Origin of the sequence: Micromonospora sp. NPDC005197 (assembly GCF_040608295.1) — a bacterium.
Taxonomy (GTDB): Bacteria; Actinomycetota; Actinomycetes; order Mycobacteriales; family Micromonosporaceae; genus Micromonospora.
This window is the reverse complement of record NZ_JBEXHY010000038.1, coordinates 1-11,619: the sequence shown is the minus strand read 5'-3', so window position 1 is coordinate 11,619 and position 11,619 is coordinate 1. Positions and strand designations below refer to the sequence as shown.

Annotated in this window: 15 protein-coding genes and 1 riboswitch; of the genes, 9 read left to right on the top strand and 6 right to left on the bottom strand. The window is 69.4% G+C overall.

Features of this window, described 5'->3' with window-relative positions:
• Position 1 precedes the first annotated feature (1 nt).
• Together ABZU46_RS15335 and ABZU46_RS15330 are read right to left on the bottom strand one after the other, a co-directional pair.
• Positions 2 to 274 carry a hypothetical protein gene (locus ABZU46_RS15335; protein ID WP_354858030.1) on the bottom strand — a complete coding sequence of 91 codons (273 nt, stop codon included), beginning with the start codon at positions 272 to 274 and terminating at the stop codon, positions 2 to 4.
• A 99-nt stretch (positions 275 to 373) separates the two neighbouring features.
• Positions 374 to 877: a hypothetical protein gene (locus ABZU46_RS15330; protein WP_354858028.1), complete on the bottom strand. Its 504-nt coding sequence runs from the start codon at positions 875 to 877 to the stop codon at positions 374 to 376.
• A 251-nt stretch (positions 878 to 1,128) separates the two neighbouring features.
• Here ABZU46_RS15330 and ABZU46_RS15325 point away from each other — a divergent pair, with 251 nt between their 5' ends.
• The 4 genes from ABZU46_RS15325 to ABZU46_RS15310 all read left to right on the top strand — a co-directional run bounded on the left by ABZU46_RS15325 (position 1,129) and on the right by ABZU46_RS15310 (position 3,055).
• On the top strand, positions 1,129 to 1,365 hold the full coding sequence (locus ABZU46_RS15325; RefSeq protein ID WP_354858026.1) for a winged helix-turn-helix domain-containing protein: 237 nt from the start codon (positions 1,129 to 1,131) through the stop codon (positions 1,363 to 1,365).
• Between the two features lie 72 nt (positions 1,366 to 1,437).
• Positions 1,438 to 1,665, top strand: a complete 228-nt coding sequence (locus tag ABZU46_RS15320) for a GntR family transcriptional regulator (RefSeq protein ID WP_354858024.1) — start codon at positions 1,438 to 1,440, stop codon at positions 1,663 to 1,665.
• 357 nt (positions 1,666 to 2,022) lie between these two features.
• Positions 2,023 to 2,646 (top strand): hypothetical protein, encoded by a 624-nt coding sequence (locus ABZU46_RS15315; RefSeq protein WP_354858022.1) that lies wholly within the window; start codon positions 2,023 to 2,025, stop codon positions 2,644 to 2,646.
• Entirely contained in the window at positions 2,633 to 3,055 is a 423-nt protein-coding gene (locus ABZU46_RS15310; protein WP_354858020.1) for a hypothetical protein, read from the top strand. Before ABZU46_RS15315 ends, ABZU46_RS15310 begins: the two co-directional genes overlap by 14 nt.
• Positions 3,056 to 3,069: 14 nt before the next feature.
• Here the strand turns inward: ABZU46_RS15310 and ABZU46_RS15305 are convergent, their stop codons facing one another.
• The 3 genes from ABZU46_RS15305 to ABZU46_RS15295 all read right to left on the bottom strand — a co-directional run bounded on the left by ABZU46_RS15305 (position 3,070) and on the right by ABZU46_RS15295 (position 4,662).
• On the bottom strand, positions 3,070 to 3,864 hold the full coding sequence (locus ABZU46_RS15305; protein WP_354858017.1) for a hypothetical protein: 795 nt from the start codon (positions 3,862 to 3,864) through the stop codon (positions 3,070 to 3,072).
• Between the two features lie 2 nt (positions 3,865 to 3,866).
• Positions 3,867 to 4,328, bottom strand: a complete 462-nt coding sequence (locus ABZU46_RS15300; RefSeq protein WP_354858015.1) for a hypothetical protein — start codon at positions 4,326 to 4,328, stop codon at positions 3,867 to 3,869.
• Between the two features lie 70 nt (positions 4,329 to 4,398).
• Positions 4,399 to 4,662, bottom strand: a complete 264-nt coding sequence (locus ABZU46_RS15295; RefSeq protein WP_354858013.1) for a hypothetical protein — start codon at positions 4,660 to 4,662, stop codon at positions 4,399 to 4,401.
• A 384-nt stretch (positions 4,663 to 5,046) separates the two neighbouring features.
• Here ABZU46_RS15295 and ABZU46_RS15290 point away from each other — a divergent pair, with 384 nt between their 5' ends.
• A complete protein-coding gene (locus ABZU46_RS15290) occupies positions 5,047 to 5,496 on the top strand; it encodes a DoxX family protein (RefSeq protein WP_354858012.1) in 450 nt (149 codons plus the stop codon).
• 66 nt (positions 5,497 to 5,562) lie between these two features.
• Here the strand turns inward: ABZU46_RS15290 and ABZU46_RS15285 are convergent, their stop codons facing one another.
• A complete protein-coding gene (locus ABZU46_RS15285) occupies positions 5,563 to 5,868 on the bottom strand; it encodes a metalloregulator ArsR/SmtB family transcription factor (RefSeq protein WP_354858009.1) in 306 nt (101 codons plus the stop codon).
• 91 nt (positions 5,869 to 5,959) lie between these two features.
• On the opposite strand from ABZU46_RS15285, the gene ABZU46_RS15280 reads away from it, so the two are divergent.
• From ABZU46_RS15280 to paaN, 4 genes are all read left to right on the top strand, one after another.
• Positions 5,960 to 6,928 (top strand): DMT family transporter, encoded by a 969-nt coding sequence (locus ABZU46_RS15280; protein WP_354858006.1) that lies wholly within the window; start codon positions 5,960 to 5,962, stop codon positions 6,926 to 6,928.
• A 67-nt stretch (positions 6,929 to 6,995) separates the two neighbouring features.
• Positions 6,996 to 7,131, top strand: a riboswitch (SAM riboswitch).
• 10 nt (positions 7,132 to 7,141) lie between these two features.
• Positions 7,142 to 8,428 (top strand): threonine synthase, encoded by a 1,287-nt coding sequence (thrC, locus tag ABZU46_RS15275; RefSeq protein WP_354858004.1) that lies wholly within the window; start codon positions 7,142 to 7,144, stop codon positions 8,426 to 8,428.
• Positions 8,429 to 8,685: 257 nt separating this feature from the next.
• Entirely contained in the window at positions 8,686 to 9,705 is a 1,020-nt protein-coding gene (locus ABZU46_RS15270; RefSeq protein WP_354858002.1) for a GNAT family N-acetyltransferase, read from the top strand.
• Positions 9,706 to 9,806: 101 nt separating this feature from the next.
• Positions 9,807 to 11,480 carry a phenylacetic acid degradation protein PaaN gene (gene paaN, locus ABZU46_RS15265; RefSeq protein WP_354857999.1) on the top strand — a complete coding sequence of 558 codons (1,674 nt, stop codon included), beginning with the start codon at positions 9,807 to 9,809 and terminating at the stop codon, positions 11,478 to 11,480.
• The last annotated feature ends 139 nt before the right edge of the window (positions 11,481 to 11,619 follow it).

Genomic DNA, 11,619 nt, shown 5'->3' with positions numbered 1-11,619 from the left:
TTCACGGGCTGCCGCGGTCGGCCCGACACGACCCGCCGGCATGGTCCGCCGGCAGGGCGCAGCGACCGCCGCCAGGGAGAAAGTGGTCGCACCAGACCCGGGTACGCACGAACTGGCGGTCCTCCTCGCTCAGCGTCGTCTCCCCGAAGTCGATGACGGTGACGTGACCGAGCGAGCCGCGCAGCGCCTCGGCCAGCGCCCGCGCGCCCTCCACGCTGGTCAGCGTCGTGGGCAGATGCACGATCCAGCGGGGCGGTACCTCGTACTCCGTCATGGTTTCCCCTTCGCTGCGGTGGCGCCGAGGCGGGCGGGGGCGGCCGGCGGGAGTCCGGACCCGCGCCGGCCGGAGCCCGGCACCCGCCCCGGGCCGGCTTCAGGTGGTCGCTCCGGACAACCCTTCGGTGTACGACGTCAGTGCCTCCACGGCCGCCGTCAGGCTCTCGGCCATCAGGTCGAGCTGTTCGGCGGCCCGGGACCACTGCCCGCTCGCCGCCTCGGCGGCCAGGTCGGGCTGGCCGGCGTCGGCGAGCTGCTGCCGAACTGTGGTGATCCGCGCCGGAAGCTGACCGACTCGCGCGGCGGCGGCACTGAACTGGTCGCGGGCGGTGTCCAGCACCTCGACCAGGTCCCCGATGCTGGGCTGGCCGGCCGCAGTGCGCAGCCGACTCACACCGTCGCTGAGCTGCCGTTGCGCATCGCCGGCCAGGTCGAGCGCGTCGTCTCCGCGACGCCGCGCGTGCCGGATCGCCGGGTGGGCGCAGCCCACGCTGGTCCGCTCCAACAGGACTGTCGCGGCAGCCACCGCGAGGTACGTCTCGTGCAGCTCGCCGGCCACCTGCTCGACCTCCCAGGCGGCACTCGCCTCGGTCACGGTCATCGTTTGGGCCTCCTCGTGGGTCGTCGGGGTGCCGGGGCAGCGCGGCAACCAGCCCAGATGGGGGACACCTGAACCGCCATGCGCGCTGCCCCAGCTCGATTCCGGGGCTGCCCGGAGGGTGAACCAGCCCTGGTGCCAACCCGGGCGGCTCATAAAAACGGTATTGCACTTAGTGACATAGGTCAACCATGTTCTTGAGGGCGAGTCGCGCGGCGTGATCAGATGGGGCTGCCAACCCGGGAGGACCACTCATGCCCGCAATCCCGCTGAGCTACGTCGACATCGCTGCGGACATCACCGCTCGCATCGAGTCTGGCGAATACCAGCCGGGTGCCAAGCTGCCGTCGTACACGCAGATCGGTGACCTCTACTCGGTGTCGTTCTCGACCGCTGCGCGCGCTGTGGCGCTCCTGCGTGACCGTGGCGTCGTGGTCGGCGCGCCAGGGCGCGGGGTGTTCGTCAAGGAGCAGAACCCTGGCACGTCGTGACGGCCGGATCGTGCGCAGGTGAGCCTTGAGCTTGTCCTTCGACGTTGGGATGCCTAGCCAGGAGTACCTCGCATGCCCTCACCACGGAAGTTCGAGCCGCACTACCGGCGGATCATCGCCGACATCAGGAGGCGTATCGCCGACGGCAAGTGGCCGCCTGGGCACAAACTGCCCTCGACCAAGGAGTTGGCGGACCTGTACAACGTCGGCAGCCAGTCCACTGTCCGGCAAGCCATCACGATCCTGATCGAGACCGGTGAGTTTGTACGGCCACCAAGGGCTGGGCGTCTTCGTGGCTGACTAGCCCTCAGCTCGGGACTGCGATACGTGTCGATACTCGATACCGTCACCAGGTGTACTTCAACCGAGGACGGGTTGCCCGATGAGCATTGCCGAGCTGAAAGCAACCCTTGGTGCTGCCATCGAGTCGGCCCGCCAAGGACGCCGAACCCTCGATCGGGCGATTGCTGAGGCCGAATCAGCGACCAGTGAGGCGGCCCGAGTCCTCCGAGGCAGTCAGCATGCCGAGGTGACCCGCACCCACAGTGCGCTCCGTTCCGCCCAGGCTGAGGTAGAACCGACTCGCCGCCGCTTCGATGCCGTTGCCGAGAAAGTAGGCGACTACCGCTCGCAGCTCGGATGACCAGCATAGGCGAGGTGGTCGCGCAGCTCGTGGCGATACGAGCAAGCCTCGACAGCGCTGCGGTGACAGCGTCGCGTGCGCGGGCGGACGCCGAACAAGCGCTCGCGCATTTAGCCGAGGCTCGCCGAGGTGGCACCAATCAACGGCTGGCGGCTGCTGCCGCAGATGCCGAGGTCGCCAGGGACAAAGCCGGTCGCTACGCGCGGCTGCTGGCCGATGCCGCCCGGCACATCACCGCCTACGTAAACGTCATCGCCCCCGGGGCCGCACCAGTCGACCCGTCCGTCGACGCCTCCACGCCCTCCGGCGAGCGTCTGGTCACCGAGGCCGAAGCCCGCGGCAGCAAAGCCGACACGCTGTGGCGACGGCAGGTCCAGAAGGCGGACGACAGCGAAGACGCTTTGAAGAAGAGTGAGAGTGGCGCAAAGCAGTTCTACAAGTTCCTGAGGCAGGACAATGGCGGCGGATCGAGCACTGGCACGGCCTCGCCCGGACCAGCTCAAGCGTCTCCCCAAATCGACAACCCCGTGACGGCGCTGGTGATGGCGGCCGGTGCCGTGGCGGTGATCGCCAAGGCGATGTGGAACTATGGCCGCACTCGACGAGCGAGGAGACGGGACAGCGATGATCAAGCCTGACCTGATCGATTACGTCCGGACGATGATTCAGGGCGACTACGCTGCTAACGAGTCCGTCGGCACCCGGCTCGATGCCGAGGGCTGGGACGGCTTCCCCAGGTTCCTTGCCGCTCTGTTCTTTGTGGCGGTCGATCGACGATTTGGCGAGACCGCAGACCGGGCCGGAGTGATCAAGTTTGTCGCAGACCTGCGGGCCCAATACGAGGGCGGCCCTGAGATCCGACCCGACGACGCCGAGTCGTTGATCCTGGCAACCATCGACCCCTCGCTTGACTACACGGTCAGCCCCGAAATGATCGGACGGATCCAGGCGGCGACGGTCCAGAAGATCTTCACTGAAGAAGATCTTGCCGACGCCGAGCTAGAGGCGCTGCTTTCAGAGGCAGCTCAACTCGCGTCACGGGACTGAGGACGCAGTAGCAGTCAGCCCCGCAGAGCGGGCTGTGGGGGCGGAACGACTTTGTCGAGTTGCCGCTCAAGGCTGAACGGGTCGTCGAAGAACTCCACATCGCTGACCGTCTGCAACTCGGCGACGATGGCCGCTGGCCAGTCTCGTTTAGAGCCGGCGAGGGCGGCGATCCTGCTTTCCTTGGCAATCGTCGACAGACCGAAGACGTGGTAGCAGTGCTCGGCAGCCTGGTCGGGGTCCCGCAGACTGAGCGCCTGCACGTATGCCGCCTTGCCGTCGTTAGCTACTCGGACGGTCACCTGGCGACTGCGTCCGGAACCAAGCGGGATCGGAGCGTCACGCTGGAGGTTGCGAGTGCGGCCCGCCCAGTGCATGACCCGATCGGTGACCCGGTCGACGAAGCGCATGCCGGCCTGACGGGGAGCGAGCCACCGCAGTTGATCGGCACGTAGTGACGCCTGCGCCACGTTGAGGATCAGTCGGCCCACATCATCGGCAGCTCCGAAGGTGGCCAGCTCACCCGGCACAGCGTTGACGCCGTTCAGGCCGCTGCCGCGGGTGATCTCGGCGAATGCCTCGGCCGCGCGGCCGGCGGAGATGTTCACCCCGGCCATCGCCAGCATGGTGGCCGCAGTGGCCCGGTCGCTCACCCGGAAACCGGTGCCCATCGGCTCGACCAGGACCCGTACGCCATCGCCGTCACAGTAGGACAGGGGCAGGTCGACCAGCAGTCCATCGCCGTACGGATGGGCGACCGTGTTGTCATTGGTGGCTCGCAACACCGCGCCGATGACCGTCCTAGCGTCCACGATCATCCCTCCCACGGCTCTGACCAGGCAAAGTCGGCCCCGATTGCGACGAAGCATTCCGCAGCGAATGATTCCAGGATCGCACGGTACGTGCCGGGTGACACCCGTGGTTGCAGCGGAACGACGGGGATGTCGTCGGGCTCGTAGGCGCCCTCCTCACCGCCGCCCGGTTCAACCCGATGCTTGTGGGTGCCGGCGAACGGGCGGTGCGGGGTGTTGACGCAGAGCCGGCGAGCCGAGAATGCCGTCCGGCCGTCACCGGCGAGGTACTGGACCTGCGGCTCGCTCGGCTTCAGGTAGTTCACTAGCATTCTGAGCCGACAGGGGGCCAGAGCGGCGATCGAGGTGTCGACCCGGATGATCCCCGCGCGGGTCGCGTGACTCTTCGTCGTCCAGGTGATTCGGCCAACGGTCGTCGCGGCGGCAAGGGGCGACAGCAGTGCGCCGAGGTTGTCCGCCGTCATCAGCCGGGACGTCTGTCGACTCACGCCTTCTCCCTATAGTCAAGCAGTAGCCGAAGCGCAACCAAGCCCGTTAGCCGAGGACGCCCATGTAGTTTCGGGCGGCCTGCGAGCTGCCCTGAAGCAGCGTCATCGCCTCCACGAGGCGTTGCTTGCTCTGCTCGGCTCGGGCGATCGCCTCGGCTAGCGCGGGGTGTCCGGTGCCGGCGGCCACAGCCCGCAGCCGCGCCAAGGTCTGCTCGGTGGCCTCGACTGCGGCGCGGATCTGCTGCTGGGTGACGTTGCCCTGCTCGGCGGCCTGTGCAAGCGCCGCCTTGACTTCCTCGATGCTCGCCATGCACGCCCTCGACCTTCGATGCGAAGCGATCTCGCGCCCCGTGTCGGACCGGACACTATCCGACATTTGCGAGCTGCCGCAGTCCCGCCTATCGGGTCGAGTCGGCAACTTGACATTTCGCCGGACCGATAGCAGCCGCCTGCTCCACGCTGGGGCAGCTCGACAGGGTGCACGGATATCTGGTCAGGCTGTACGTTGAGGGCTCGGGAGCGCTCCCAGTGCGCCGATGGTTGGCAGGTTTGGGGCATGTAGGTAAAGCCCCACTCCGACCCTCGGGCTCCAGGTGCTTCCGCCGAGGACCTTCCCACTAGCAAGGAATTTATTAACATCGATACCTTGAGGTCCCACCATGGAAGAGATCTGTTCCCTTCGATGGAGGTCTCCATGAACGTCTCTCGGCTCGGCGGGCCGACCCTGTCCCTGTTCCGCATCGTGATCGGACTGCTGTTCACGCTGCACGGCCTCTCCTCGGTCTTCGGGTTGTTCGGCGGCAACCCGATGACCGGCAAGGCGGTACCGCTCGGCACCTGGCCGGGCTGGTGGGCCGCCCTGATTCAGCTCATCTGCGGCGCGCTGGTGCTGGTCGGGCTCTTCACCCGACCCGCCGCGCTTCTCGCGTCCGGCTCGATGGCGTACGCCTACTTCGTCGTGCACCAGCCGGACGGTCTGCTGCCGCTGCGCAACGGCGGTGAGCTGGCAGCCCTCTTCTGCTGGTCGTTCCTGCTGGTCGCCACGCTCGGCTCCGGGCCCTGGGCACTCGACGCGTTGCTCTTCCGGCGACGCGCCGACGCCCCGACGCCATCGATGGCGGACCCCAGCCCGGTGAACGCCTGACCGCACCCGCGCACTGCGTCGCCGGAGCCTCGGCGAGTCGGCTTCGGCGACGCGTGCGTAAAGGGGTCAGGCCGGAGGGCGAGGCGCGAGGACCGCGTCCAGCAGGCCGGGGTAGAGCTTGTCCACCTCGTCGCGGCGCAGTCGGACCAGGCGGCTCGTGCCGGCGGCACGGGTCCGGGTCAGGCCGGCCTCGCGCAGCACCTTGAGGTGGTGACTGCGGGTCGCCTTCGAGACGCCGAAGTCGAAGCTGCCGCACGCGGCCTCGCCACCCTCGGCGAGCGCCCGCACGATCTGTAGCCGCACGTCGTCGGCGAGTGCGGCCAGCACGGCGGTGACCGGTACGGCGGTCAGGTCGGGTTCGTGCGGCTCCATGTGACCAGTGTAACCCTTGTTCGACAACTCTCGAACAACACCCTATGGTCGGTGTCGTTGGTTCGAAAATACTCGAACAAGGGAGCTGCCGATGCGATCCCGCGCCGCCGCCTATCCGCTGCTCGCCGTGCTCGCCTGGGGCGCGATGTTCCCGATCCTGGCCAGCGCGCTGAGCCGGGTCGATCCGCTCAACCTGACCACCGCCCGCTACCTGTTCGCCACAGTCATCCTGGTCGCCATCCTGCTGTTCCGCGAGGGCCCCGCGGCGCTGCGGCTCGGCGGTCGGGGAGTCGAGGTGGTGGTGCTCGGCGTCGTCGGCTTCGCCGGCTTCAACCTGCTCACCAACCTGGCGCTCGAACACGCCGCCCCGCAGCAGATCTCCCTCTTCGTGGCCACCACGCCGGTCATCACCCAGCTGGTCCGGTGGGCCCGGGACGGCGTACGACCGAAGCCGCTCCTGCTGGCACTCTCCCTGGTGGCGCTCCTCGGAGTCGGCCTGGTGATCACCCGCGGGAGCCTTGTCGGGTTCGGCCAGTTCGGTCTCGGCGGGCTCATGATGATCGGCGCGGTGCTCGGCTGGGGCATCTACACCCACGGCGCCAGCCGGTTCGGCGCCTGGTCGCCGCTGCGCTTCACCACGCTGACCGCGCTCGCCGGCACGGCCGCCATGCTGGCCGCGAGCATCGGCGCCGACGCCGTCGGGTGGCAGCACGCGCCGGCCGCCGCCGACCTCGTGGCGATCACCCCACAGTTGGCGTACGCCGTGATCGTCGCCGCCGTCGTCGCGGTGCTGGCGTGGAACACCGGCGTGCAGCGGCTGGGCGCCGCCAACGCCGCCCTGTTCATGAACCTGGTCCCGGTGACCACCTTCGTCGTGCAGATCGTCCGCGGCTACCGGCCGGAGGCGATCGAGCTGGTCGGCGCCGCGATCACCATCGCCGCCCTGGTCGCCGCGAACCTCGCCACCAGGGCACGGACCCGGTCGTCGTCCCTGCCGCGACCCACCGCGGTCACCGACCCGGCCGCGGTGGTCGACCCGGTGGCGGTGGCCGCTCGCTGACCCACTCCCTGGGATACCCGGTGGAGGCGACAGGCAACGTTGCCTAGACTCGACGGCACAACTGCATACCTCATCCAGAGGGGCTGAGGGATACGGCCCGACGACGCCCCGGCAACCACCCCGCGCGCTCACCGCTGAGCGACCCGCGGGGCAGGTGCCAATTCCGTCCCCGCCGCACCGTGCGATGCGGGGAAAGATGAGAGGACTCTCGACATGACGTCGACGCTCGCCGCCCCCGGCATCGACACCTCCGCCAGCCCCGCCCGCGCCCTGGTCTGTCGCGCCTGTTCGGCCCGCTACCCGCTCGCCGCCCAGCACGCCTGCTACGAGTGTTTCGGCCCCCTGGAAGTGGACTACGACCTCGCGGCCCTGGCCACGGTCACCCGGGAGCAGATCGAGGCGGGCCCGAAGAACATCTGGCGGTACGCCGCGCTGCTGCCCGCCGGCCAGGACCCGGCCACCCGGGTCACCCTCGACCCGGGGCTGACCCCGCTGGTGGCGGCCCCGCACCTTGCCGCCGAGCTGGGCATCACCGCACCGCTGTGGGTCAAGGACGACAGCGCCAACCCGACCCACTCGTTCAAGGACCGGGTCGTCTCGGTGGCGCTGACCGCCGCGAAGGCACTCGGCTTCACCCGGTTCGCCTGCGCGTCGACCGGCAACCTGGCCAACTCGGTGGCCGCGCACGCCGCCCGCGCCGGTGTGCCCTCGGTGGTCTTCATCCCCAGTGACCTGGAGCAGGGCAAGGTCATCACCACCGCCGTGTACGGCGGCGAACTGGTCGCCATCGACGGGTCGTACGACGACGTCAACCGGCTCTGCGGTGAGCTTGTGGAGACCGACGAATTCGAGGACACGGCGTTCGTCAACGTGAACGTCCGGCCGTACTACGCGGAGGGCTCCAAGACCCTCGGCTACGAGGTGGCCGAGCAGCTCGGCTGGCGTATCCCGGCCCAGGTGGTCATCCCGATGGCCAGCGGTGAGCTGCTCACCAAGATTGACAAGGCGTTCTCCGAGCTGGTCGAGATCGGCCTGGTCGAGGCGCCGGCCGGCGGCTGGAAGGTCTTCGGGGCCCAGTCGGCCGGCTGCAACCCGATCGCCGCCGCGCTGCACGCCGACACGGACACGATCACCCCGGTCAAGCCCACCGGCATCGCCAAGTCGCTCAACATCGGCGACCCGGCCGCCGGCCTCTACGCCCTGGAGGCGGTCCGCCGCACCGGCGGTTGGATGGAGTACGCCGACGACGACGAGATCCGCGCCGGCATCCGCCAGCTCGCACGCACCACAGGCGTCTTCGCCGAGACGGCGGGCGGGGTGACCGCGGCGGTGCTGCGCAAGCTGATCGAGTCCGGGCGGCTCGACCCGACGGCCGAGACGGTCGTGTTCAACACCGGCGAGGGCCTGAAGACCATCGACGCGGTGGCCAGTCAGGTCGGCCCGACCCACCACATCAAGCCCAGCCTTCGCGCCGCCCGCGACGCCGGCCTCCTCGGCTGACTCTGGGGCCGCGCCGGGCCCACCGGCCAGTAACTGGGTTTTAGCTGTGAGTATGGAAAACCCGCCGGTCTGGACTTGACGGCAGGAACCGGACGGCGCAAGATGCTCCGTGCGGGAGGGCATTTCGCCGGAGACTTTTGAAGTTCTTGCGACCCAACGCCGGAGGCGTTGTGCGAGTGTCCCTCCCGACCACGTCCGATGGGGCCAGCGAATAATTCGCTGGCCCCATCGCTTTTCCGCCTGTCAGGCTCCCCGGCATGAGCATCACCATCACGTCGTTCGACGGCGCCGACCGGGCCGCGGTCGACGAGGCGTACCGGGTCGGGGTGGCGGCCAACGAGGTCGACCTTCCGGACTTCCCGCCCTTCTGCTGGCGTCGCTTCGACGCGCTGTTCCACACGCCGGCACCCGGCACCCGATCGCTCTGGGCGCTGGCCCGGCTGGACGGTGTGCCGGCCGGGTACCTCCAGCTCGACCTGCCGCAGCTCGACAACACCGACAACGCCACCGCCGAGCTGACGGTGCGTCCCGAGCTGCGGCGGCGCGGCGTCGGCCGGGCACTGCACGAGTACGGGGTGCGTCTGCTGCGCCAGCACGGCCGCAAGCGGGTGGTCGCGATGACCGTCCGCGCGCTGCCCGGCGGTGCGGCCCGTTCCGGGGCGGGCGACGCGTTCGCCGCCTCGACCGGCGCGCAGTCCGCCCTGGCCGAGGTGCGACGCCGGCTGGAGATCGCCGACATCGACCGGGTCGCCCTGCGGGCGGCGCTCGCCGAGGCCAAGCCGCGGGCCGAGGGCTACGGGTCGGTCTGCTGGCAGGGCACCACGCCGCAGGAGTACGTGGCGGACATCGCCTACCTGGACAGCCGGCTGTTGATGGACGCGCCGATGGGTGACGTGCAGTGGGAACCGGAGCAGGTGGACGCCGAGCGCATCCGGGGCAACGAGCGCGCGTTGGACGCCCGGGGCCGGCGGCGCTACCACCTCGGGATGCGGCACGAAACGTCCGGTCGGCTGGTCGCCTGGACCCTGCTCGACGTGGGCGCCTCCGCCGACTGGCACGCCTTCCAGCAGATCACCATCGTCGACCCGGCCCACCGTGGGCACCGCCTGGGCCTGATCGCCAAGGCGGAGAACCTGCACCACCTGCTCACCCACGAGCCGGCGGTACGCGTCATCGACACCTGGAACGCGGCCAGCAACAGCTACATGGTGGCCATCAACGAGCAGCTTGGCTTCCGCCCGGTGGACGCCTGGAACAACTGGCAGCTCACCCTCTGACGGGTATCGGCGCTACTGCTCGCGGACCTGGCTCAGGCATGAACCTCTGTCTGGCATCCGCCCCTACTGCTCGCGGACCTGGCTGTTGCATGATGGCTGGCATGACGGAGACCCCGCATCCCCTGTACGACAGGCACGCCGACACCCTCAACCGAGCGCTGACCGCGATCACGGAGCGGGGCTACTGGTCCGCCTATCCCGAGTCCCCCAGCCCCCGCGTGTACGGCGAAACCGCCGCCGCCGACGGCAAGGCCGCCTTCGAGGCGTACCTCGGCGGTGATTTTCCGCTCGACCAGCCGGGCGCCGGCGAGCGGATCGCCACCGAGACGAGCCCGTTCGGGGTCGAGCTGGCGGTGCGTTACCCGCACGCCGGCACCGACGAGCTGATCGCCGCCGCCTCCGCCGCGCTCCCGGTCTGGCGCGACGCCGGCCCGCAGGCCCGCGTGGGCGTCTGCCTGGAGATCCTGGACCGGCTGCACAAGCACATCTTCGAGCTGGCCAACGCGGTGCAGTTCACCAGCGGGCAGGCGTTCGTGATGGCCTTCCAGGCCGGCGGCGCGCACGCGCTGGACCGGGCGCTGGAGGCGCTGGCGTACGCGTACGCCGAGATGACCCGGCACCCCGGCACGGCCGGCTGGGAGAAGGCCGCCGGCAAGGGCGACCCGCTGCGGATGACCAAGACCTTCCACGTGGTCCCGCGTGGGGTGGCGCTGGTGATCGGCTGCAACACCTTCCCGACCTGGAACTCGTACCCCGGGCTGTTCGCCTCGCTGGTCACCGGCAACCCGGTGATCGTCAAGCCGCACCCGCGCGCGGTGCTGCCGCTGGCCGTCACGGTGAAGTACGCCCGGGAGGTGCTCGCCGAGGCCGGCTTCGACCCGAACCTGATCATGCTGGCGGCCGAGGCGCCCGGTGAAAAGCTCGCCAGCGACCTGGCCCTGCACCGGTCCGTCAAGATCGTCGACTTCACCGGCTCCACCGAGTACGGCGACTGGCTGGAGACGCACGCCCGGCAGGCGTCGGTCTACACCGAGAAGGCCGGGCTGAACACGGTGGTCATCGACTCCACCGACGACTTCGCCGGCATGTGCCGCAACCTCGGCTTCACGCTGACCCTCTACAGCGGGCAGATGTGCACCACCTCGCAGAACATCCTCATCCCCGCCGGTGGCATCGAGACCGACCAGGGCCACAAGAGCTTCGACGAGGTGGCCGGCGGGATCGCCGCGGCGGTCGGCAAGCTGACCGCCGACCCGGCCCGGGGCGTCGAGCTGACCGGCGCCATCGTCAACGACGGCGTGCTGGAGCGGCTGGCCGAGGTCACCAAGGTGGGTGAGCCGGTCCTGGAGTCACGGGCCGTGGCCCACCCGGCGTACGCCGACGCGGTGGTGCGTACCCCGACCATCGTGAAGCTGGGCGCGGACGACGCCGAGACGTACGGCCGGGAGTGGTTCGGGCCGATCTCGTTCGCCATCGCCACCGACTCCACAGCCCACAGCCTGGAACTGCTGCGCCGGACGGTCGGGGAGAAGGGCGCGCTCACGGCGGCGGTCTACTCCACCGACGAGGCGGTGCTGGACGCCACCGAGGCGGTGGCGGTCGAGGTCGGGGTGCACCTGTCCTGCAACCTCACCGGCGGGGTCTTCGTCAACCAGTCGGCGGCGTTCTCCGACTTCCACGGCAGTGGGGCGAACGCGGCGGCCAACTCGGCGCTGACGGACGGGGCGTACGTGGCCAACCGGTTCCGGATCGTGCAGTCGCGGCGTCACGTCTGATCTTTGGTTGCGGTTGGGGGTTTCCGGGGCAGCCCGCCCCGCTCCGGGCGGTCAGGCTTGATCCCTGCGCGGGGCGGGCTTCCCCCGAAAACCACAACTTGAAGCGGGTTTGGAGGAAGACTCCGGGGTTTATAAAAAA